At 28.8% G+C, this 24,208-nt stretch carries 23 protein-coding genes; 8 read left to right on the top strand and 15 right to left on the bottom strand.

The features are described from left to right. Positions 1–760: 760 nt before the first annotated feature. From L3J60_RS10155 to L3J60_RS10100, 13 genes are all read right to left on the bottom strand, one after another. On the bottom strand, positions 761–1,246 hold the full coding sequence (locus tag L3J60_RS10155; protein WP_291975400.1) for a hypothetical protein: 486 nt from the start codon (positions 1,244–1,246) through the stop codon (positions 761–763). A gap of 1,671 nt (positions 1,247–2,917) precedes the next feature. Next, positions 2,918–5,632, bottom strand: coding sequence for a formate dehydrogenase subunit alpha (gene fdhF, locus L3J60_RS10150; protein WP_291975399.1), 2,715 nt, complete (start codon positions 5,630–5,632; stop codon positions 2,918–2,920). Positions 5,633–5,689: 57 nt separating this feature from the next. Then, the gene (locus tag L3J60_RS13460) at positions 5,690–5,854 is read right to left on the bottom strand and encodes a GxxExxY protein (RefSeq protein WP_366837189.1); all 165 of its coding nucleotides are present in this window, start codon (positions 5,852–5,854) and stop codon (positions 5,690–5,692) included. Beyond that, positions 5,817–6,062 carry a GxxExxY protein gene (locus L3J60_RS10145; RefSeq protein ID WP_366837187.1) on the bottom strand — a complete coding sequence of 82 codons (246 nt, stop codon included), beginning with the start codon at positions 6,060–6,062 and terminating at the stop codon, positions 5,817–5,819. Before L3J60_RS10145 ends, L3J60_RS13460 begins: the two co-directional genes overlap by 38 nt. Before the next feature lie 46 nt (positions 6,063–6,108). Further along, positions 6,109–7,728 (bottom strand): NADH-ubiquinone oxidoreductase-F iron-sulfur binding region domain-containing protein, encoded by a 1,620-nt coding sequence (locus L3J60_RS10140; protein ID WP_291975398.1) that lies wholly within the window; start codon positions 7,726–7,728, stop codon positions 6,109–6,111. A gap of 61 nt (positions 7,729–7,789) precedes the next feature. Then, positions 7,790–8,965 carry a class I SAM-dependent methyltransferase gene (locus tag L3J60_RS10135; RefSeq protein ID WP_291975397.1) on the bottom strand — a complete coding sequence of 392 codons (1,176 nt, stop codon included), beginning with the start codon at positions 8,963–8,965 and terminating at the stop codon, positions 7,790–7,792. A gap of 117 nt (positions 8,966–9,082) precedes the next feature. After that, entirely contained in the window at positions 9,083–9,598 is a 516-nt protein-coding gene (locus L3J60_RS10130; protein ID WP_291975395.1) for an ORF6N domain-containing protein, read from the bottom strand. Between the two features lie 12 nt (positions 9,599–9,610). Then, positions 9,611–10,693 carry an AI-2E family transporter gene (locus L3J60_RS10125; protein ID WP_291975394.1) on the bottom strand — a complete coding sequence of 361 codons (1,083 nt, stop codon included), beginning with the start codon at positions 10,691–10,693 and terminating at the stop codon, positions 9,611–9,613. A 15-nt stretch (positions 10,694–10,708) separates the two neighbouring features. Continuing rightward, the gene (ggt, locus tag L3J60_RS10120) at positions 10,709–12,412 is read right to left on the bottom strand and encodes a gamma-glutamyltransferase (protein WP_291975393.1); all 1,704 of its coding nucleotides are present in this window, start codon (positions 12,410–12,412) and stop codon (positions 10,709–10,711) included. Further along, positions 12,409–13,002: an acyl carrier protein phosphodiesterase gene (locus L3J60_RS10115; RefSeq protein ID WP_291975392.1), complete on the bottom strand. Its 594-nt coding sequence runs from the start codon at positions 13,000–13,002 to the stop codon at positions 12,409–12,411. Before L3J60_RS10115 ends, ggt begins: the two co-directional genes overlap by 4 nt. A gap of 73 nt (positions 13,003–13,075) precedes the next feature. After that, positions 13,076–14,191, bottom strand: a complete 1,116-nt coding sequence (dnaN, locus tag L3J60_RS10110) for a DNA polymerase III subunit beta (RefSeq protein WP_291975391.1) — start codon at positions 14,189–14,191, stop codon at positions 13,076–13,078. 157 nt (positions 14,192–14,348) lie between these two features. Further along, entirely contained in the window at positions 14,349–14,645 is a 297-nt protein-coding gene (locus tag L3J60_RS10105; protein ID WP_291975390.1) for an antibiotic biosynthesis monooxygenase family protein, read from the bottom strand. 1 nt (position 14,646) lies between these two features. Then, the gene (locus L3J60_RS10100) at positions 14,647–15,477 is read right to left on the bottom strand and encodes an SAM-dependent chlorinase/fluorinase (protein ID WP_291975389.1); all 831 of its coding nucleotides are present in this window, start codon (positions 15,475–15,477) and stop codon (positions 14,647–14,649) included. A 368-nt stretch (positions 15,478–15,845) separates the two neighbouring features. Here L3J60_RS10100 and L3J60_RS10095 point away from each other — a divergent pair, with 368 nt between their 5' ends. Both L3J60_RS10095 and L3J60_RS10090 read left to right on the top strand, forming a co-directional pair. Continuing rightward, positions 15,846–16,799, top strand: a complete 954-nt coding sequence (locus tag L3J60_RS10095) for a PhoH family protein (protein ID WP_291975387.1) — start codon at positions 15,846–15,848, stop codon at positions 16,797–16,799. A gap of 29 nt (positions 16,800–16,828) precedes the next feature. After that, the gene (locus L3J60_RS10090) at positions 16,829–17,776 is read left to right on the top strand and encodes a phosphoribosylaminoimidazolesuccinocarboxamide synthase (RefSeq protein WP_291975386.1); all 948 of its coding nucleotides are present in this window, start codon (positions 16,829–16,831) and stop codon (positions 17,774–17,776) included. A gap of 8 nt (positions 17,777–17,784) precedes the next feature. Here the strand turns inward: L3J60_RS10090 and L3J60_RS10085 are convergent, their stop codons facing one another. Together L3J60_RS10085 and L3J60_RS10080 are read right to left on the bottom strand one after the other, a co-directional pair. After that, complete coding sequence (locus L3J60_RS10085; protein ID WP_291975385.1) at positions 17,785–19,215, bottom strand: bifunctional UDP-sugar hydrolase/5'-nucleotidase; 1,431 nt, start codon at positions 19,213–19,215, stop codon at positions 17,785–17,787. 52 nt (positions 19,216–19,267) lie between these two features. Next, positions 19,268–19,690, bottom strand: coding sequence for a hypothetical protein (locus L3J60_RS10080; RefSeq protein ID WP_291975383.1), 423 nt, complete (start codon positions 19,688–19,690; stop codon positions 19,268–19,270). Positions 19,691–19,836: 146 nt separating this feature from the next. Between L3J60_RS10080 and L3J60_RS10075 the strand changes: the two genes are divergently transcribed. The 6 genes from L3J60_RS10075 (at position 19,837) to L3J60_RS10050 (ending at position 24,026) form a co-directional block, all read left to right on the top strand. After that, on the top strand, positions 19,837–20,544 hold the full coding sequence (locus L3J60_RS10075) for a Crp/Fnr family transcriptional regulator (protein WP_291975382.1): 708 nt from the start codon (positions 19,837–19,839) through the stop codon (positions 20,542–20,544). 188 nt (positions 20,545–20,732) lie between these two features. Further along, on the top strand, positions 20,733–21,245 hold the full coding sequence (locus L3J60_RS10070; RefSeq protein ID WP_291975381.1) for a general stress protein: 513 nt from the start codon (positions 20,733–20,735) through the stop codon (positions 21,243–21,245). Positions 21,246–21,302: 57 nt separating this feature from the next. Next, a complete protein-coding gene (locus L3J60_RS10065) occupies positions 21,303–22,247 on the top strand; it encodes a YfdX family protein (RefSeq protein WP_291975380.1) in 945 nt (314 codons plus the stop codon). A 38-nt stretch (positions 22,248–22,285) separates the two neighbouring features. Further along, positions 22,286–22,822 carry a hypothetical protein gene (locus tag L3J60_RS10060; protein WP_291975379.1) on the top strand — a complete coding sequence of 179 codons (537 nt, stop codon included), beginning with the start codon at positions 22,286–22,288 and terminating at the stop codon, positions 22,820–22,822. An 88-nt stretch (positions 22,823–22,910) separates the two neighbouring features. Continuing rightward, positions 22,911–23,663 (top strand): hypothetical protein, encoded by a 753-nt coding sequence (locus L3J60_RS10055; RefSeq protein ID WP_291975378.1) that lies wholly within the window; start codon positions 22,911–22,913, stop codon positions 23,661–23,663. A gap of 9 nt (positions 23,664–23,672) precedes the next feature. Then, positions 23,673–24,026, top strand: coding sequence for an STAS/SEC14 domain-containing protein (locus L3J60_RS10050; RefSeq protein ID WP_291975377.1), 354 nt, complete (start codon positions 23,673–23,675; stop codon positions 24,024–24,026). Positions 24,027–24,208: the final 182 nt, after the last annotated feature.

Below are 24,208 nucleotides of genomic sequence, written 5' to 3'. Positions count from 1 at the left end.
ATTGCGATGAATGAAGCAAAGCGAAATGAGGAAGCAATCTCATTTTTATGAAAAGATTACTTCAAATTATGGCACTACATTTATAATTTTCGCAATGAAATTTTGATTTTCAGTTATTTAAAGTAAACCCTTAGGTCGAACTCAGGTTATTAACATAAATCGGTGATTGTCAAAATTATGAGATGCTGAAACAAGTTTCTTTAGACTTGCAATATAAATATGAAGTATGACACTAAACGGATATACACTTCAGTATTTTATTAAATTCAATTATAAAATAAATTAGGTAGTGAAGAATTTTATGTTACATTATAGATATGCAATATCTACTTTATATAACCCGTTGTGCACTATAACTTTTTAAACTTACTGTTACGTCAGTTCGAGGATTGAGACCAAAATTTTCTCAAGTGGCTGTAATAACATTACGAATTTTAAATAAGTCTGTCATTCCTGCGTAGGCAGGAATCTAACCTTGGTTTGTTATAGATTCCTGCCTACGCAGGAATGACAATTCTAAAAAAAATCATAATCTAACTTAGATTATGATTTTTAATTAGTTAAATAAGATGTCAATGGTAGCCTGCCTGGCGGCAAGGCAGGTAATTTTTGATAAAAAATGGTATCGAGAACGGCTGTTTTTAAATAAAAAACCTATTCTCGATACTAATTTTAAGCCTAAAAAGGTTAAAATTCACTCGAATTGACGAAATTTCATCATAATGCACAACGGGTAATATTTACTTTATATATATAAAAACTACTTCCTTTTTTTTCTTCTTTCTATAGCATCATCCATAGTTTTATCCATTTCTTTTTTTAAATCTACTGCTCGTACATATATAGAAAGTTTATACCTAATGGCATACAAAATTAACATAACCACCACTAAAAAAGGTAAGGTATAAATAAATTCAAATTCATCAACAAATGATGTACTATCATTTATGACCGAAATTAACTGAAATAAATATACGGATATAGGGATTATGAGTACATGCACCCACCAATGTTTATTAGTAGCAAACCAAACTAGCAATAGTAATAATGGTACTAATTTTCCAAATAAGTAGTAAAAATATAATTGAATATTGCCATAATAACCAGCTTTTATTGTTCCAAAAATGGTTTTATATTGGTCAGTATCACTAGGGAATGATTTATAAATATATAATAAATATGGGACAAATGCAATAATTGCAATAACTATACTGCTAACAATTAAAGAGGTTTTTCTAGTATTCATTTTAAATAAAACTAATGAGGGGTTAAATTTTACTCAAATATAATAAAAAAAATTGTATGTCCGTAAAATTTCATAAATTTATAATGTCCGTCATTCTGTTCCGATAGTTATCGGAATTGTTTCAGAATCTTATGATGATTGTAAATGAACATAATAAAGTGAGACCCTGAAATAAATTTGGGTGACGTGTTAACCATATGACTAAAAACGGATATACATATGAAAAAATATTAAAAATAATTAGGTATAAAAAAAACCACAATAAACATATATTGTGGTAAACTTTTTAATTTTTTAATTTTTCTAACCGTTTCTAGGTATAATCTTAATGGCAGATTTCAATAAAGCTTGATGATCACTAGTTGTATAAGTTAGTATAGTTGCACCTATAAATGCAGAAACCATAAGCACCCCGAAAATTAATTTAAGTTTTTTCATTTTAGTAAGAATTAAATGATTAGTAAGAACATCAAATGTATAAAAAAACTTACTTATAGGCAAAAAAAACCCTGAACTATTTTAATTTATTTTTTAAAATAATTAGACAATGAAGCTTTATTCTCTTGTTTTTATTGGCTTTATCCAATACTGAAAACAAGAAAATGCTTAAAATTTTAATAACTAAAATTTCTATTTTGGAGATTTTTAAAAGCAAAACTTGATAATTAACCTTCTAAAATTGGGTTATTTTAGCGTAAAAATCAAAAAATTATAAGTTCTCTCCGTAAAAACTTGTAATTATAGGGACGCTCTTACAGTGCAAATGTATAATAATTATTTTAATATGCAAAATATTTAGTTAAAAATGTATTTTATTATAAAAAACGTGTAGTTTGTTTTTTTATTTCGTCATTGCGAATGAAATGAAGCAATCTGTTTCTATTGATGAGATTACTTCAATCGTGCCTCTTTCGTAATGCCGTTTTACAAACATAGGATGACGGTTTGGTTTGTCATTTCGTCATGTCGCACTTGATGCGACATCTGTTGATTTTAGTTCTAATGATGAGATTCCGCATCAGGTGCGGAATGACGGTTTAGTTTGTCATTGCGAGATTTTGGAAAAATCGTGGCAATCTCTTCGTTTTAAGAGATAGCTTCACTTTGCCTGCCTGCCGGACAGGTAAGTTCGCTATGACGTTTTTTATTTCGTCATGCTAGGCTTGTTTACTCACCACACATTTATTTTTGTAATTGTGTTCGTGAATCTTTGATTTCAGCATCTGTTCATCCATTTTCAAATGATGAGATTCCGCATCAGGTGCGGAATGACGGTTTAGTTTGTCATTGCGAGATTTTGGAAAAATCGTGGCAATCTCTCCGTTTTAAGAGATAGCTTCACTTTGCCTGCCTGCCGGACAGGTAAGTTCGCTATGACGTTTTTTTATTTCGTCATGCTGGACTTGTTTACTCACCACACATTTATTTTTGTAATTGTGTTCGTGAATCTTTGATTTCAGCATCTGTTTCTATTAAAAAAGATTCCTAGTCAAGCTGAGAATGACGGTTAAGTTTGTCATTGCGAGATTTTGGAAAAATCGTGGTAATCTCTCCGTTTTAAGAGATAGCTTCACTTTGCCTGCCTGCCAGACGGGTAGGTTTGCTATGACGTTGCATATTAAATCAACTATAAAAATATATATGTCAAGCTGAACTTGTCGAAGTGTGAATTTAGATTTTCTCAAAATCAACAGCTACAACTTTGTATTCAGGTGTCAATGTTTCTTTATCACCCACATTTCCAGTTATTAAATTGATAAAAATCTCAGGTTGGTGAAAAGTGGTTCTCACAATTCCTGGTTTTACAGTGTAATTTAATTTCACAGGAATGTTTACACTTCCACGGTCAGAAAAAATACGAACGGCATCTCCTTCAGAAATATCCTTTTTACCAGCATCTAACGGATTTATTTCTAAATAATCGTTTGATGATATTTGTTGATTATCAGTTCTACGTGTCATAGTACCAGAATTATAATGTTCTAATTGACGCGCAGTAGTTAAAATAAAAGGGTACTTTTTGCGATGTTCAACCAGTTCTGGAGTTTCTTCAAAGTCAAAGTGATAAAATGTTCCTTTTCCTTTTTTAAAAGCACCATTAATGTGTAACATTTTGGTATCTGTTCCATCTTTTTTTACAGGCCATTGCAATCCGTTTTTACCCAAGCCCTCCCAAGTTACACCTTTCATAAATGGAATAACATCCGCAATTTCTTCAATAATTTTTGCAGCATCGTATGTAGTTCCTGTAGGTTGTATATAGCCTAATTTTTGCATCATATCAATAATAATTTGGCCATCAGATTTACAATTTCCAATAGCATCCACCACTTTATTTACACGTTGTACTCTACGTTCACCATTGGTAAACGTTCCATTTTTTTCAAAATAAGATGCTGCAGGTAAAACAACGTCGGCCATTTCAGCAGTAGCACTCATAAATAATTCTTGTACAATCAATAAATCTAATTTTTCAAATGCTTTACGAATATGGTTTGAATTAGGATCGGTCATTAACGTATCTTCTCCCATAATCCATAAAGCTTTAAAGTTCCCTTGCAGCGTTGCGTTAATCATTTCAGGAATTTTCAATCCTTCTTTTTCAGGCATTTTAGCTACGCCGTATTTTTTTGCATAATATTGTTGAATTTCAGGGTTATTTACATCCATATATCCAGCTCCTTGATGTGGTTGAACTCCCATATCGGCAGCTCCTTGTACATTATTTTGACCACGAAGCGGATTTAATCCAACCCCATTTTTACCAATATTACCTGTCATCATCGCTAAATTTGAAAGTAACATTACCGTTTTACTACCTTGGTAATGTTCAGTAACACCCAAACCGTGAAATTCCATTGCTTTTTTGGCTGAAGCATACGCAATGGCAGCTTTTTTAACTAATTCTTTAGAAACGCCTGTAAGCTTCTCTAATTCATTCATATTTAAATCAATTACATGAGACTTGAAATCGTTATAAAACTCTGTATATTGATTGATAAATGTTTGATTCACTAAATTTTCTTTAACAATGTAATGTGCCATCATATTTAAAATAGCCACATTGGTTCCAGGGCGTAATTGAAGATGGTAGGTTGCTAATTTTGCTAATTTTGTTTTTACAGGATCTACAACAATACTTGTAACACCTTTCATAAAAAGCTGTTTAATTTTTGCTCCGGTAACAGGATGCGCTTCTGTAGGATTTGCGCCAAATAAGAAAATAGCATCAGTTTGTTTTAAATCTTCAATGGAGTTTGTTGCAGCTCCTGTTCCAAAAGCTTGTTGCATTCCGTAAGCGGTAGGAGCGTGGCAAACACGTGCACAACCATCAATATTATTGGTTCCAATAGCTACGCGAATCATTTTTTGCATTAAATAATTTTCTTCATTGGTAGCCCTTGAAGATGAAATTCCGCCAATAGCATCGGCTCCGTATTCACTTTTAATACTAGTCAATTTTGAAGCAATAAAATCATAAGCTTCACTCCAGGAAACTTCTTCAAACGTGCCATTTCTTTTGATTAAAGGTTCTTTTAACCGGTCTGGGTGATTGTAGAATTGAAAGGCAAATCGCCCTTTTAAACAAGTGTGACCTTCATTAACTTCCGCATTTTCAGGAGCTTGAATTCCTTTAATTTCACCATTAATTACGGAAACATCTAACTGGCAGCCAACACCACAATACGTACATGTTGTTCTCACAGTTTTATCAGCAATTAGTGTTTTGGTTTCAAATTTATCGGTTAAAGCTTCCGTTGGACAGGTTTGTACACAAGCACCACAAGATACACAGGCCGATAAATTGAATGAAGTGTCAAAACCTTTGATAATATTGGTTGCAAATCCACGTCCAGACATACCTAAAATTAGTTCTCCCTGAATTTCTTCACAGGCACGTACACAACGAAAACAATTGATACACTGAGATAAATCGGATTTTATATATGGATGAGAATTGTCTGTTTCAATATCTAAATGATTTTCTCCTTGTGGATAACGTACATTAGGAACTCCAATTTGGGCAATGGTTTCTTGAAAAGATGTTGCTTTTTTGCCTTCAGGCGGAAATATTTTGTCAGCAGGATAATCGGTTAGTACTAATTCAACAATATTTTTACGAAGGCGTTTTATTTTTTCAGTATTGTGATAAATATACAAGCCTTCAGAAATTGGTGTATGGCAGGAAACCATAACTTTTGTTAAACCATCTTTTTCACGTGCTACTTCCACAGAACAAACTCTACACGAGCCAAAATTTTCCAATCGATTATCTTGGCATATAGTTGGAATGGCATTGTTATTTTTTTCTATCCTTCTAACAAATTCTAAAATGGTTTCGCCTTGTAAAAAATTATATGAGATATTGTTTATAAATGCTTTCATAATTAATTGTTGGTTGTTACACAGAGACTCACAAAGAATCACTGAGGTACACAAAGTTTAAAGTATAAATCTCTTAATTCCTTGTTTAAGTAGTTTTACATGAAAATTCAGGAGTAACCCTAATTTATAATTACCTAATTTCATATATGTTAATATTTGTGCTGTATGTACATCATTTAAAAATTCAACTGTTTTTAATTCTATAACTACTTTTTTTTTCAACTAATAAATCTATTCTATAACCATGGTCTAATTTAATATCTTTATAAACAATAGGCAATGGTTTCTCTTTTTCAATAATTAAACCTTCATTTTTCAATTCATAAAAAAGACATTCTTGATAGGCAGATTCTAATAATTCAGGTCCAAGTAGTCGATGAACTTCAATAGCTTTTCCTAAAATTATTTTTGATATTTCATTTTCTAACATTTCTTTGTGAGTCTTTGTGATTCTCAGTGTAACTTTGTGTAATAATTTAAGAGAAATATTGTTTCAATTCATCATTAAAATACTGTAAGGCATTTTTTATTGGAAGCGGAACACCACCACCTAATGCACAAAGTGAGCCAATTTCTAAGGTTTCTAACAGGTCGTTAAATAACTGTTTATCAACCTTATAATTTTCATTCTGAGCTTTTTGAAGTAATTCCATTCCTCTGTGAGATCCAATTCTACAAGGATAGCATTTTCCGCAAGATTCATCCGCAGTAAAAGCTAATAAATGTTCTAAAAATTGAATCATTGGAAATTCTTTTGGAATACAAACTACACTTGCGTGACCTAATAAAAATCCGTTTTGGTTCAATGATTCAAAATCTAAAGTTAACGCTCCAATTTTATGAAAAGGAATAATTCCTCCTAAAGGACCACCAATTTGAAAGGCTTTTATGTCTTGTTTAAATCCGTTACCATATTCGTAAAAAACGGTATGTAAATCGGTACCCATTTCAATTTCATAGATGCCGGGTTTATTAAAGAAACTATCTAAGCTCACTAATTTTGTTCCGGTAGATTGTTTGGTTCCAAGAGCAGCATATTTGTCACCACCATTTTCTAAAATCCAATGAATATTGGCAAAAGTTTCAACATTACTCAATACCGTTGGTTTGCCAAATAAACCGTATTGAGCTGGGTATGGCGGGCGAACACGAACTTCGGGACGTAAACCTTCAATGGAGTTTAACAAGGCCGTTTCTTCACCACAAACATACGAACCTTGACCGCGTATTATTTTAAAACGAAAATTGCCAATTAAATTCTTTTCTTTCAGCTCTTTAATAGCTTCAGTTATAACTTTTATTGAATTTGGATATTCACCACGAATGTATAAAACGCCTGTATTTGCACCAACCGTTAAACCTGAAATATACATTCCAAACAATACCTTGTGAGGTTGATGTTCCATTAAATACATATCAGAATACGCTCCAGGATCGCCTTCATCAGCATTACAAACAATGTATTTTTGGGTACTAGTTTCTTTGATAACTGCATCTAACTTAAACCAAAATGGAAATCCAGCACCACCACGTCCACATAAATTTGAAGTCTTAATTTCCTGAATTACTTGCTGTTGCTTATTTTTAAATTTGTTAGCTAACGTATAAAATTCTGTAATATTTTCAATTTTTGAAGTTAAAATTGGAGTGGTGTTACAATCTATATTATAATTGTTTTCTTGATTTTTTTTATTTGAAATAACACTAATCAAATCTTTTTCACTAGAAGCTGAAAACGTTTTTCCGTCAAACATAAAAGCATTATTTGAATGGCAATGCCCTACACAAGCAGCGTGACCAATTTCATCTTTTGAGAAATGATTTTCTATATTTTTTTGAAGTTTACCTTGCGTATTAGCGACCATACAAGCAGTTCCGCTACAAATATGTATTTTTTTATTCCGATTACTTTCTCTGGTGAAATCGTAAAAAGAAGAAGTTCCAACCACAACAGAATCATCAATAAGAAAGTTTTTTGCTAATTTCTGAAATTCTTCTTTTGAAGCGTTTTTGTGAGATAAATTCGCAATATTTTCGAATAAATTATCATCTAATTCTTTTCTAGATGATAGTGAACGTATATTTTTGTTTGCCATTTTGAACCAGATATGTTTGGCTAAAAATACTAAAATTTAGTGAAGAATTTTGTTAACGTTTTTAAACCTTTTCACAAATTAATACAATATGCTTGTTGTATAAGTCTGTTGTAAAAAAAAGATATTGATTTCCGCCTTCTTTTAATTTTGTTTTTTTTCTGATTTGTGCAACTGTTTCAGGGAAGTTCCGAGTGGTAATATTTGCTTTTTTTGAAGGGATTAATTTTTTTAATTGTTTTGTATTATATGGAATTTTATGTTTTATTTCAAATCTTCTCCCTGGGAATTTTACTAATTTTTCTGAAGTATATAAATGAGAATGTTGGCGTAATTTGTCAATTCTTAGGATGGATGAAACTTGATTAAATCCACCCGATTTTAAAATGGCTACATTGGGTTCGTATAGGTATTTTTTTGGTTTAGAAAAAGTAGCAAAAACTTTTTGTTTTGTTGTAAATTTAAAAGTTTGAATTTCTTTTTTATCGAAGTTAATTGTATTAATGTCAATTGTTTGATTGTAATTCCTCTCTAAAATAAACAACAATTCTTTTACTTCATTTTCAATAGCAACTATATGGATTTCTTTTACAAATTTTAATTCATTTATTGCACTTGTAATGTCTAAAATAGGAGATATTTTCAGTAAAATATTTTTAGATTTTTGGAATAATAGATCTATATTTTCAGGGATATTTGGCAAGCAATCTTCTAGCAAAAACACTTTACCTTTTAAGTCATTTCTTCGTGAAGGATCGGCATAAATCCAATCGTATTTTGTGCTATTATTTTTTAAAACTTCAATTCCATCACTATCAACAGTTTTTATATTTTCAATATTTAATTGTTTTAAATTATGAGAAACTATCACTGACAATTCTTTATTTATTTCACAATGTGTTATCTTTTTAACTTTTTGTGAAAAATAGTAAGTATCCACTCCAAATCCGCCAGTAATATCGATTAAAGAGTTTCCAGATACCAAGTCGGCTTTATATTTTGCGGTAATTTCAGAGGAAGTTTGTTCAATATTTAGCTTAGTTGGATAGTAAATGTTTTCAGTTTTAAACCAAGTAGGAAGTTTATGTTCGCATTTTTTTTTTGCTTCAATTTGTGCTGCCAATTCGTGCATCCTAATTTCTACAAATGGACTTCCTTTTAAAATCAGTTTGGTAATGTTTGATTTTAAATTGGCATTGATAAAATCTTGGACTTCTTTATTTAAGATAGTAGTGTTCAAATTATAAATTACTTAATTCAACAGGTTTTATAATAGTTCTCCAGTTTCTGGTAGGTGGTATCCGTTTTCAATTTACGTTTAAATAAAATGCAATATAAGTTTTATAAGATTCTAAAATTAGTCTTTTTTATAGCCTATTTTTTTTCTTGGTGTTTCTTTAGGTTTTTCAAGTAACTTTTGAAGCACTTCATAAATCTCGCTAAATTGGTTGTTATATTGAGATTCAATTTGCTGAATTTTATTCAAAAGTTCTTCATAATTAGTCGCTAATTTTCTTAGTTGTACAAAAGTATCTATTATTTGTAAACTCATTTTAATTGCATTATCACTATTTAAAACACTGGAAAGCATTAATATTCCGTGTTCAGTAAATACAAAAGGAGGATATTTAGAATGTGTTCCTTGTTTTAAGGACGCAAATTGCGACCTTAAAGAAACATATTCTTCTGAAGTGAGTTCAAACATAAAGGATTTTGGAAAACGATTAATATTTCGTCTAACTTGTTCTTTTAATCTTTTTGTTTCAACACCGTAAAGTAATGCTAAATCTTTATCAATCATTACCTTTTGACCTCTTATTAAATATATTTTATTTGAAATTATTTCATTTGGAATTGCAATCTCTTTATTCATAGTCAGTTATTTCTATAAATTTTTGGTCAATGATTTTACTATTTTGTTATCTGCTAAAAAAGCTTTTAAAATTACTTTTATTACAGTGTAAGTTGGTACGGCTATAATCATGCCAATTATTCCAAATAAAATACCGCCAATTATAATTACCAAAAATATTTCTAAAGGATGCGATTTTACACTTTTTGAAAATATGAGAGGTTGACTTAAGAAGTTATCTATTAATTGTGCAATTAAATAACCAATCATTACATAAATAGTAGTTGGTAAAATTACAGTTTGGAAGTCTTGTCCTAAATTACTACTCATCGTTAAAATCATCATAATAAAACCACCAATTAGTGGTCCAACATACGGAATTAAATTTAGCAAAGCACACAAGAAAGCAATTACAATGGCATTCTCTATCCCAAAAATGAGTAATACGGACATATAAATTATAAATAAAACACCTATTTGTAATACTAAGCCAATAAAGTAACGTGATAATAAATTTTTAATAGCTGCAATTGATTTTTTTGTTTTGGTTACACTTTTATCATTTACCAAAACATAAATAGCATTTTCTAATAAATGGGTGTCTTTCATTAAAAAGAACGTGATAAAAATCACAGAAAATAAGCCGATACTTATGCTACCAACCATACCAATAAGAGCATTCAAAAAATTAGGAATGGCAGTTATATTTTTAAATAAATCAGCTTGTTTTAATTCATTTAAAATATCAATATTATGTAGTAAAAAATAGTTATTTATTTGATTAAATAAATTTTGAACATTAGTTTGAAGCTGATCAATATTTAATAATGATAAATTTTCACTTTGCTTAATAATTAAAGGAATAAACAAGCTAATTAAGCCTATTAAAATTGCTATAAAAAGAAGCATTGTGGTAATAACCGATAGTGTATTAGGAAATTTAAGACGATGCTTTAAAAATTGGATAATGGGTCTGGCAATTAAAGACAATACTGCAGAAATAGCAATGTAAACTATTATTATTTGTACTTTATATAAAAAGAATAAAAAGAGCAGTACTCCAATTATAATGGCAATTGCTTTTAAAATTCCTTGTGTAATGGTATTTGATGTCATTAATTTTTTTTTATATTAGAATCCAAAAGCTTTATCATCTCCTCTATAATCTGCACCACCTTCTAATTTACCATTTGGCAATACTAAAATGGCATCAACTTTACCAAGTATTCTAGAGTTTTTTTGATTTATGTGATATCCTTTTTTTTCTAGTTTTTCAAATAAAGAATTATCAAAACCTTTAGGTTCAAAGGTAATTACATCGGGTAACCACTGATGGTGAAAGCGTGGTGCATCAACTGCTTCTTGCATAGAAAAATTAAATTCGTACACATTTAAAATGGTTTGTAAAACAGAAGTTATAATGGTTGAACCTCCTGGAGCACCAACAACCATATAAAGTTTTTTGTTGTTTTCAACAATGGTTGGTGTCATAGAACTTAACATGCGTTTTTCAGGCTGAATAGCGTTTGCTTTAGCACCAATTAAACCAAACATATTTGGAGTTCCGGGTTTTGAGCTAAAATCATCCATTTCATTATTTAATAAAAATCCACCCTCAGGAACTAAAACTTTAGAACCATAAGCTCCGTTTAATGTTGTAGTTACAGAAACTGCATTTCCAAATTTATCAATAATAGAATAATGTGTAGTTTCATCGCTTTCAAAACCAACGATATTTCCATGTTTAACTTCTGATGAAGGAGTTGCTTTTTTCCACGAAAAATTAGCCATTCTTTTTCGAATATATTTAGTTGAAATTAAAGTATCAACAGGAATTTTAACAAAGTCTGGATCACCTAAAAAATAAGAACGGTCAGCAAATGCTCTTCGCTCGGCTTCTGTTAGTAGTTGAATGTATTTTTCAGAATTATGACCAAATTTAGCAACATTATAAGGCTCTATTGCTTTAAAAATTTGAGCATCACAAATTCCGCCACTTGATGGTGGAGACATTGAAACAATTTTTAAGTTTTTATAGGTGAATTCAATTGGTTTTCGCCAAATAGATTGATAGTTTTCTAAATCTTTATGAGTAATAATTCCTCCTAATTTTTTGACATAATTAACTATTAAATCGGCAGTTTTTCCTTTGTAGAAACCATCTCTACCGTTATCTCTTATTCGTTCTAAAGTTTGTGCTAATTTTGGGTATTTTATGGTATCGCCTTCTTTCCAATTGGCATCTAAAAAAACAGTTTTTGGATTAACTTCAGAAAATAAATGTCTATATTTTGCAATATTTTTTGCTTGTTTTTTAGTAACCACAACTCCTTTCTTAGCCAAATCTATAGCAGGTTGAATTAATTCAGAAAATGGCATTGAACCAAATTTTTTATATACTTTAAACATTCCTGCTACACTTCCAGGAATTCCAATTGCAACAGGACCTAAAGTACTCTTACCTTTAATAATGTTCCCATTTTTATCTAAGTACATGTTTTTTGATGCAGCTAGCGGAGCTTTTTCTCTAAAATCTAATGCACCAGTTTTTCCTTTATTAGTTCTATAAACCATAAATCCGCCACCGCCAATATTACCTGCAAACGGATAAGCAACTGCTAAAGCATAATGTGTAGCAATCATTGCATCAAATGCATTACCGCCTTTTTTCATAATTGCTGTTCCAATTTTGGCTGCTTCTAAACGAGCACATACAACCATTGCACTGTCTGCTATAAAACCTGTAGTTTTTGAATTGTTATTTGAAGTTTGTGATTGCTTATTGCATTGAATAAATAGTGTAGTAACTAAGAAAATTAAAATTATTTTTTTCATAAAGCTTGTAAAATTGTAGTTTTAGTATTTGAAAATTCGATTAATTCCTTAAAAAATGGAAGAAAATCATTTTCAAATTTAGTATAATTTATTTTTAAATCTTCAATAGCTAGATTCATTTTTGAAATTCCTTTTGATTTATTATTCATTCCAATTAAAACCTGTTCTATTCCTTCAAGTGAAGCATAATTGACTAACCAGTTATATTTAATCATAGAGGTTAGTATTTTTTGAATCTTTTCAGGTAAAATAGTTCTATTTTTTTCTAAAACAGAATATACGTTATCAACGTATTTTTCTAAGGGAATTGTTGAGTAATTATTCCAGTTTTTGGCTAAAAAATGATCGTAAAAAATATCGATGATTACGCCTTTGTAATGTCCATATTGAGCGTGAAGTCTTCGTTTACTTTTTTTTGTAATAGAATGATTATCAGTAAAATAATCAATAGCTCTGTGCAATATAATTCCTTGTTGAATTTCTAGAGGATAATTTAAATATTTATTTCCTTTTATAGCATCAGCAATATAATTTCCTATTAAAATGTTTTCAATATTATTGGAAAGATAGATATGTGCTAAAAAATTCATAAATTCATTTTAAAACAATGATACAAAAAAATCCGCCAAAAGCGGATTTTTAAATTTTATAAAAGGTGTTTTTTTAGTGATTTAACATTACCGGCATCACAAGCATAGTAATAAATTCACCTTCATCAACGCTATCAAGTGGTGTTAAAATACCTGCACGGTTTGGTAATGACATTTCAATTACAATATCAGTTGAGTTTAAATTGCTTAACATTTCAGTTAAAAAACGTGAATTAAAACCAATTTGTAAATCGTCACCAATATATTCGCAAACTAAACGTTCTTCTGCTTTGTTTGCATAATCTTTATCTTCAGCTGAAATATTTAATTCAGTCCCAGCCATTTTTAAACGAATTTGGTGTGTGGTTTTATTTGAAAATATAGAAACACGTTTAACTGAATTTAAAAAACTGCTTCGGTCAACGGTTAGTTTATTTGGATTTTCTTTTGGAATTACAGCATCGTAATTAGGATATTTTCCATCAATTAATCTACAAACTAAAACTACATTATCAAAAGTAAACTTTGCATTTGCATCGTTATATTCAATGGTTACATCACTTTCAGATCCGCCTAAAATTCCTTTCAATAAATTTAAAGGTTTTTTTGGCATAATAAATTCAGCGGTATCATTTGCTGTTACGTCGGTTCGTGAATATTTTACTAATTTATGAGCATCGGTGGCTACAAAAGTTAAACTTTCAGTACTAAATTGGAAAAATACACCGCTCATTACAGGACGTAAATCATCATTACCAGCAGCAAAAATAGTTTTTGAAATGGCAGTTGCTAAAATTTCACCTGGAATTACGGTACTTTTAGCAGATTCAATAGAAACTGCTTTTGGAAATTCACTTCCATCAAAATAAGCCATATCATATTTCCCTTGGCTTGAGCTTATTTCAACCTGATTATCTTCCATTTTAAAAGTTAAAGGTTGATTAGGAAATGTTTTTAAAGTATCTAATAATAATCGTGCAGAAATGGCTACTGAACCACTGGAATTAGACTCTACTTCAATGGAAGTAATCATAGTGGTTTCTAAATCTGAAGCGGAAAGTTTTAATTCATTTTCATTAAGTTCAAATAAAAAATTATCTAAAATAGGTAAGGTATTACTGTTGTTAATAACTCCACCTAAAACTTGAAGTTGTTTAAGTAATTGACTGCTTGATACTATAAATTTCATTTACGATTATTTTATTACAATGATGTACAAATATATTCTAAATAAGTTGTTTTAAAAAAGATATTTATTAACAGTTTTAAAATTAAAATTTGTAGGGTTAAAAAGTTAGCTTTTTTTGATATTATCAGTTCAAATTTATAATTTACTTCAATAAAAACTAGGGTAAACTTTCAATTTTAGAAACACTCCAAGCCTCTGGTTTTTGATTGAAATAAATTTTAGTATTATTCCAAACTTCTTTAAATAAAACTGAATTTCTGTAGTTATTTAAGTGTTTTTCAGATTCCCAATAACTGTATGTGAAAAAAATAGAAGGATTATTAATATCCTGATTGAGCTCTAACAATTTGCAACCTTCAAAATTTCTGATATGTTGCTTGTTTTTATGAAAATTTTTAAGAAACAATTCTATTTTCGATGCCTCGAAACTCATTTTTACAATTCGTACCAACATTTTAGCTAAATTTTATGGTTATAGTATCGCGATAATTAAGTCCAAGTAGAGTAGAAGCACCGCCAACCGTTTTTAGATTGCTTCTAAAAATAGCAATTTCTAAATAATTTGCTGAATTAAAAATAGCCAATTTGTTGCCTTCTTTTTGTCGCTGATCAAAGGGTAAAGAAAAATCTACGATATCGCTGTATTTGTTTTGAATTTCAGTAAAGTGATATTTGCTAGCCATAATTTCAAAATTTCGTGCTTTACGAACTTCTTCAAATACTTTTTTAGAAATATTACTTATTGCATTTCCATAATTATCAATATAAATAATATTACCTGTTAAAGTAATTAAATCGTCCGAAATTTTTGGTTGCAATTCAACCATCTTTTTATATTCAGAAATTACTTTTCCAATAATTTCTAATTTTCCACCACGTGCAATATGACAAGCAACTTTTACAAAAACATCTAGTACAGGAAAACTTGTTTCAATGCGATCGTGAATATTAATTTCAACAATTTTTTCAGGTTTAATTTCATTAGCAAGCAAAGAAATTACTCCATTATTCGGACAAATAAAGTAGTGGTTATCTAATTTTAAAGCAATGTGTTTATTTTCTTCATTTAGTTCCGAATCTACACCAATAATATGAATACTTCCCTCAGGAAAACTTTTATAAGCATTTTTTAAAATATACGCAGTTTCCGTAATGTTAAAAGGTGATATCTCATGAGAAATGTCAACTATTCTGGCATTTGGCAATTCATTATAAATGGTACCTTTTATGGCACCAACAAAATGGTCTTTTGTTCCAAAATCAGTAGTAAGGGTGATTATTGACATTTACTATAGCATTACTTTTTTTAATCCGTTGTGCATTTTGACTCTTTAAACTTATTGTTACGTCCGTTTGAGTAATTTTTGATAAAAAATTGTATCGAGAACATCTATTTTTTAACTAAAAAACCTATTCTCGATACTAATTTTAAGCCTAAAAAGGCTAAAATTCACTCGAATTGACGAAATTTCATCAAAATGTACAACGGGTTTTTTTAATAAAAATAATCTTACATTATTAATAAAATGTTTACAACTTATTCATAAACAAGTAAAAAAGATGATTTGTTATTTAGTACATTTGTTATGCAAATCTAATCAATTATTCTATTAAAAGAATACAATTTTTTTTATAAAACTTAATACTTTTTCATTTGAACGAAAGAATTATAGAACTAACCGAAATTAATCCGAATGATTTATTTGGTGCACACAATTCAAATGTTGAAATTCTTCAAAAATACTTTTCGAAATTAAAATTAGTTGCTAGAGGAAACAAACTTAAAGTTTATGGCGAGCCAGAAATTTTAGACGAGTTTGAAAAGCGCTTAAATATGATTATAGCTTATTTTAATAGGTATAATAAAATAGATGAAAATAGCATTGAACGGATTTTAACTTCAAACGGAAATGAACATAAAACCAAAAAGTTTGCAGATGATGTTTTGGTACATGGAGTTCATGGTAAACTCATTAAAGCTCTAACAGCTAACCAACGAAAGATGGTGGAAAAAATGGATAAAAACGATATGCTTTTTGCCATTGGACCCGCTGGAACAGGAAAAACATATACTGCGGTTGCTTTAGCCGTAAAAGCCTTAAAAGAAAAAGAGGTTAAAAAAATTGTATTGACAAGACCTGCAGTGGAATCTGGAGAAAATTTAGGGTTTTTACCTGGAGATTTAAAGGATAAATTAGATCCGTATATGCAACCTTTATACGATGCTTTGCGTGATATGATTCCGTTTGAAAGACTTGATTCTTACTTAGAAAAAGGAATTATACAAATTGCACCTTTGGCATTTATGCGTGGTAGAACCTTAGATAATGCTTTTGTAATTTTAGATGAAGCTCAGAATACTACACACAATCAAATGAAAATGTTTTTAACCCGAATGGGGAAAAACGCAAAGTTTATTATTACCGGTGATCCTGGGCAAATAGATTTACCAAAACGTCAAGTTTCAGGAATTAAAGAAGCTGTTTTAACTTTAAAAGAAGTAAAAGGAATTGCCTTTGTTTTTTTAGATGAAAAAGATGTAATTAGGCATCGATTGGTAAAGCAAATAATTTCTGCCTATAAAAGCATTGAAATAGGTAACGAATAAATAATAAAAACAACTAAACTAAACTAAACATGAGTACTATTAATAACACCACCTTTAATTTTCCAAAACAAAAAAATGTTTATAAAGGAAAAGTAAGAGAAGTTTACAATATAAATGATGAATTGTTGGTAATGATTGCCACTGATAGAATTTCGGCTTTTGATGTGGTTTTGCCAAAGCAAATTCCATTTAAAGGCCAAATTTTAAATCAGATTGCATCAAAAATGTTAAAATCAACAGCAGATATTGTTGAAAATTGGATGTTGGCAACACCCGACCCAAATGTTACCGTTGGTCATTATTGTACACCTTTTAAGGTTGAAATGGTAATTAGAGGCTATTTATCAGGTCATGCAGCACGTGAATATAAAGTTGGAAAACGATTGTTGTGTGGAGTAGAAATGCCTGAAGGAATGAAGGAAAATGATAAATTTCCTGCTCCAATTATTACGCCTTCTACAAAAGCAGATGACGGAGACCACGATGAAGATATAACCAGAGAAGAAATTATTTCAAAAGGAATTGTTGATAAAGATGAATATGAATTATTAGAAAAATATACTCAAGAGTTATTTAAAAGAGGAACTGAAATAGCTGCAAAAAGAGGACTGATTTTAGTAGATACTAAATATGAATTTGGAAAAACTAAAGATGGTAAAATTGTGTTGATTGATGAAATTCATACACCAGATTCTTCTCGTTATTTTTATACTGAAGGTTATCAAGAAAGACAAGATAAAGGTGAAGCTCAAAAACAACTTTCTAAAGAGTTTGTTCGTCAATGGTTAATTGAAAATGGTTTTCAAGGAAAAGAAGGACAACAAGTTCCGGAAATGACTACAGAAAAAATCAATGAAATTTCAGAAAGATATATTGAATTATACGAAAATATTACTGGCGAGAAATTCGTAAAATCAGATGTTAGTAATATTATGGAACGAATTGAAAAAAATGTTCTAAATTATTTAAATAAATAGCATAGTTTTTACTCAAATTTGAAATAATTATTATATGAAGTATAATTTATTGGAGTTGCATTGTTTTCTAAATAATCAATAATTCCTTCTGCTGTTGTGTAGGGTTTATACGTAGGTGTTTGTGTAAAATAAGTATCGTAAACTGCAGGAATATAATCGTTTAATCCAATAGTTAATGTGGTATTGTCACTGAGGATATCATTACTTAAATTTTTGATAACTACTTCATTATTAACTTCTTCTATTTTAACTCCGGCGTAGTAAACAGCAATTTTACTTCTTTTTAAAAAGTTTTTTATTTCACTAACGGTCATTGAATAAGTTACGCTTCCATTATTAAAAGGATCAATTTCAAAAATTTCACGTTTGGTAATATCACCTTCATTTAAGCTACTTCTAATACCTCCAGTATTTTGGAATGTAACGTCAACATTCATTTCATTTTTTAGTACATCAGTATAAAAATAACCTACTTGTTGACTATTATGGTACGCAGATGAATACCCAATAACTTCATCTAAATTTGCCATAGCATCATAGTTATTTATAACATCTTTAATGGTAGAATTTTGATTGGGATAGTTATTTAAATCTATTAAATCATAAGTTAAACTTTCAATTTGTTTATCTTTTAAAGTGAGTTTAATTTTCCCTAAATAATTTAAATAGGAACCTGCTTGAAATATGGGAATATTGTTGACTGTAGTATTTACTTTTGAATGCGAATGTCCACCGATGATTATATCAAAATAAGGATAATTATTGGCGATACTTTTATCCGTATTTATTCCTAAATGGGTTAGTGCGATATATAAATCGGAATTTTCACTTTCTTTTACTTGAGCATAATTTCCGATAACATCGGTATATTTTTGAAAAGTTAAATCTTTAACTCTCCAAGGATGTGTGGATGGAATAACAGCTCCTTTTTTTCCATTAGTTTCCAACAATCCTAAAAAAGTAACTTTAATATTATCTTTTGTAATAGTTTGATATGCTTTTGGTTGAGGAATTCCTGTTGCATTCATATTTACATTTGCACAAATCCAGCTAAATTGAGATTGATTAAATCTATCTTTTAAAATGCTTTCACCATAATCAAATTCGTGATTACCAATTTCAGAAATATCAAATCCAACTTTATTCATTAAATCAATCATTGGATATCCTTTTGGATCATAATTATCAACCACAGGATTACCAGAAAAAATATCGCCAGCACAAACTAAAAATACTGTATTTTTTTCTTTTTCTCGGTCAACAATATATTTGATTTTTGCAAAATTATCAATACTTCCGTGAGGGTCATTAATATGAAAAATAGTTAATTCTTTTGTGTTATTTTGTGGAGTAGGAGATGGTTCGTTATTGTTGGTTGAACAACTTGAGCTAAGGAATATAAGAAGACTAAATATTAAAAATTTTTGAAGATATTTCATTACACCTAATTTAGATTCAAATTTAGTGAAAATTTGACGGGTATAAATTAGTTTAAATACACTTTTTATTAAAATTAAATTTATTAAAAATTGTGGCGTCTTTACCTAACCAATGCAACGCACTTTTTGTTGTAGAAAAAATCTCTACTTTTTGTAATGGATGTTCCGATTGCATTTTAAATAACGTAGTTAAAGCTACTTGGTTTGGTGTATCTGTAATTATGGCAACTTTTCTGTGCTTGTTAGGTTGAAGATATTTGTTTGAAAAATCTATATATTTTGAAATTTCTTGCTTTTCTATATCAAAAGTTACATTTTTAAAACAAATATAATAATGGTAGTCCAAAGAAAATTTTGGGTCTTGTATCAAATTTTGTTTAAATTTTATAATAGAATCAATAGTTACAATTCCAGAAAAAAATTCAACAATAAGATTCTCTTTTTCTAAAATTTTATAAAAGTTATTCTGCAACATCATCATCTGAAATTTAAAAAAGCAAAATTAAAACTATTATATTTAATATTGAATGACTTTTGGCAGAATATTTGATGATTTTAAAAAAAATAATTTTGATTAGTTTTAGTATTTTTTAGTTACTTTTATTCTTAAAATATTTATGTATGAAAAAAGACACTGTTAAATTTAATTATTATTATAATTTTTTTAAAAACTCACCGCATTTTTCTAATTTAAGTGATGAGGTAATATTAGAAATATTACCAATGTTTTCTGCAGAAACTTGGAAAAAAGGTGATTATCCTTTTAACAGTGAGTTAACCAAAAATAAATGCTACTTTATTATTAGTGGTAGAATTAAAGTTTTTCAAATTAATAGTGTTACAGGCAAAGAGTATATTATTGAAATATTAGAAGCAGGAAATATTTTTGATATTATTTGCTTGTTAGATTCTGAAGAACATCATGTTTTTACAGAAGCTTTAGATGATGTAGAAGCATTAGTTGTGCCCATGCAACTAGCTAAAGAATGGATAAGTAAGCATCCTGAATTTAATAAAACACTGTTACCATATTTAGGAAGCCAAATGCGTTTTTATGAAGAAAATGCTACGGACTTAGCATTGTTAAGCACTTGGTCCAGAACAGTGAAATTATTTGTTAAACATATAAACACCAATCTTCATTCCTCACAATTAAAACTTATAAACAATCTTTCTCATACTGATTTAGCAAATATGATTGGCAGTGCTAGGAACGTTTTAAACAGGCATCTACAAAAATTAAAAGAAGATGATGTAATAGCTGTACAGCGGAATCATATTGAAATTATAAATATTGATGCTTTACTAAATGAAGTCTACAAAAAATAAGTATTATTTATTACTACACCTTATTAAGTAGTTTTCTACTACTATTTTTTTACAAATTTAATTTTACTATTTCATTTAACATAATTTTATGTTAAATGAAAAATTTCTACAACTTTAGTGGTAGACTTTAGGGTGTTTATAGACATATCTTTGTATAAAAATTATAAGTATTTATTAATTAAATAATAATGAAAAATCAACTTACAGTTGCAGTATGCAACACACATTTAGAAGCTGAACAAGTTGTAAAAGAATTACAAAAGTCTGGCTTTGACATGAAAAAACTCTCTATTATAGGGAAAGATTATCATGAAGAAGATAATGTAATAGGATATTATAACACAGGTGATGCTGTTAAAAAATGGGGTGCAACAGGTGCCTTTTGGGGAGGAATTTGGGGACTAATTTTTGGTGCAGGATTTTTTCTAGTTCCAGGAATAGGACCCGTAGTAATGGCAGGTCCATTTGTTGCAGCGTTTGTAGGAGGGCTTGAAGGAGCAGTAGTAGTTGGTGGATTATCTGTTTTAGGTGCAGCACTCTTTAATTTAGGAGTACCTAAAAATAGCGTTCTAAAATATGAATCGGATTTAAAAGCAGATAAATATTTAGTTCTAGCTCATGGTACTGCTGAAGAAGTTGAAAAAGCAAAAGATATTTTTGCAAACGTGTTACCTAAATTAGAAATAAGTATTCATCATTAATAAAAGAATTACATATTCATCATAAAAAAAAATTATTAACAATTAAAACCAAATAAAATGAAAAACTCAGTAAAAAACATTTTCTTAATGGCTTCAATTTTCTTTGTAGTTGTGTCTTGTCAAAATCAAAAAAATAAAGACACATCAAATACTACATCTAGTAAGCCCGAAGTAGCAATAGAAAGACCATCACTTGATAAAACTGAAGATAGTATTATTATTAGAGATCAAAATAAAGCTGCATTAGAAAAAGTTATGAAAACCAAAGAAAAAATAACTAATGAAGCAACACAAGCTATTTTAGAAACTCAAAATGCAATAAAATTGCTTTCAAAAAATGATGCAGTTGATGCAATAAATAAACTTGAAAATGTAAAAACACAAATAGAAAAAGTAACTAATAAATATCCAAATTTAGATTTAATACCGGTTGATATAAACGTAAGAAGCAATGATTTAATATCAGATATTAATACAGTTAAACAGATTACCAAAGATGCAGAAAGTGCATTAAAAAAAGGACATTTACAAGAAGCTAGAAAATTACTTTCAGGTTTGTCAAGTGAAATGGATATTACTATAGTAAACATTCCAGTAGGTATTTATCCTAAAGAAATAGATAAAGCAATACATTTAATTGGTTTAAATAAATTTGATGAAGCAAAATCATTATTAATTTCAACAATAAATGAGTTGGTAACCGTACAAGAAGTTTTGCCAATACCAATTTTAAAAGCAGAAGCAATGCTTAATGAAGCAGCACAAAGATATTTAGAAGATAGAACGCAAAATAAAAAAGTTGTAATTAATTTGTTAGACAATGCCAAATATCAATTAGAATTTGCTAAAGCTTTAGGTTATGGCAACCAAGATAAAGTGTTTACAGAATTAGATAATGAAATTAAAAATCTTAAAAAGTCAGTAGGTTCTAAAACCGATTCAAAAGATTTGTTTACCAAAGTTAAATCAAAATTGAAAAATTTTAAAGAAAAAACATTTTAGAGTAAAAACAATTATATAAATTTTAAATTAAGTAAAAGATGAAAAAAACAATTTTAGGGCTATTTTTAATAGGATTTATGTACCAATCCTACGCTCAAGATGTGCTATTTGAAGCAAAACTAAAAAAAGAAGAAATGCCAGTTGCTATAGTTGAAAATGTAAGTCAAGATTTTCCGGGTTTAGCAGTTGAAGAATTTTATGCAGTACCTTTAGATTATATTGAAGATGATGTTATTGTTGATAGAAGTATTAAATCTAATAGCGATTATAACACTTATCAAGTTACATTAAAAGGTAAAAATCAAATACTTATAGCAACATACAATAAAGAAGGAGTATTAATAAGCACTGTAGAACACGGCAAAAATGTAGTATTACCAGTTTCCGTTGAAGAAGCCGTAGCAAAAGAATTTCCTGGATGGGATATTACGAAAGATCATTATAAAATGATTAATTATAAAGGTGAAAAGAAAATAGATAGGTATAAACTTAACATCCAAAAAGGAAAAGTAATGAAAAAAGTTTATTTTGATGCCAATGGTAATATTTTAAAAGTTCATAAAGAACTATTATAACTAAAATAGTATGCAAATTAAGAAAAAACGATGAAATATTCATCGTTTTTTCTTAATTTAATAAAAAATAATTTCTAAATTAACTGCAATGAATTCATACATAAAAAAAATAATAAATATAAAAGACCAAAAAGTAATTTTTTATCATAAAGAAAAAGATATAAAAGCATTGGAAGTTATTTTAAGCGAACTAAAAGAAGAACAATCTAAAATAAAAAATAACTTAAACAATATAATTTATTTAATAACTTTAGTTGATAAACATAAAATTGAGTCTAAAAAGTTAAAAACAACAGGTATTGTAGAAGAACACAAACATATAGATGAGTGGGTGAAAAGTTTAACAACTATATTTGAAGGATTACACAATAAATCTACAGCGGATTTAAGTAGTGAAGAAATTGATTTTTTGAGTTTGGAAATGCCTAAACTTATAGATAAAAAAAACATTTTAGAACTTCAAATGAAATACATTAATAATATAGTTGCAAAAACAACCGTTTTATTATTAAACCTTAGAAACGAATTATGTAAAGAAATAACAAAAGGTTATGATATAAATGATGTTATTAAAAAAATGCTTGCTAAATTTGGCAAAAAAGTTATAGGTACATATACCTCAGGAAGAAAAGAAATTATTAAATTTTTAGAAAATATTTTTGAAATAAATAAAGTACAATCTAAAGAACTTATAGACTTATTAGAAAAAAATAATATCATTCATTTTAAAATTGATATTCCAGATAATGATGTATTTTATTATTATAGTGATTATGGTTTTGCAGATGAATATGTACCAATTATAGGTGCTTGGAATATTTATGATAAAAACGATAAATAAAAATAAATTATGTTAAATCAAATAAAATCCTTAAACCCAAATACTTTAGTGTATGAATTAGATGAATTTGTAACTAAAGATGAAATTATTATGATTGATGAAGGAATTCAATCAACACTTTCAAATTTTGATGAAATAAATTTAATGATTTGTATAAACATTAAAAGAGAAAGTTTAGGAGCATTAATTAAAGAATTTCAAGTGGGTTTAAAATACTGGAATAAAATTAATAAAATAGCTTATGTAGCTGACAAAAAACATTGGCAAACACTTGTAGAAATTGATAATTTATTTACTAAATTTAAAGAAAAATATTTTGATGTTGATGATATGGATAACGCTTGGAAATGGCTAAATAAATAAAGCAATAGTTCACAAACTTACACAGTTTTTAGGATAGTGTCTTTTATTATTATGTACTCGTTGTGCCATTTTGACTCTTTAAACTTACTGTTACGTCAATTCGAGGATTGAGACCAAAATTTTCTCAAGTGGCTGTAATGACATTACGAATTTTAAATAAGTCTGTCATTCCTGCCTACGCA

This window comes from Lutibacter sp. (genome assembly GCF_021647475.1).
In the GTDB taxonomy this organism is placed as follows: domain Bacteria; phylum Bacteroidota; class Bacteroidia; order Flavobacteriales; family Flavobacteriaceae; genus Lutibacter.
The sequence above is the reverse complement of the archived record's forward strand: the minus strand, read 5'-3'. Positions and strand labels throughout refer to the sequence as shown.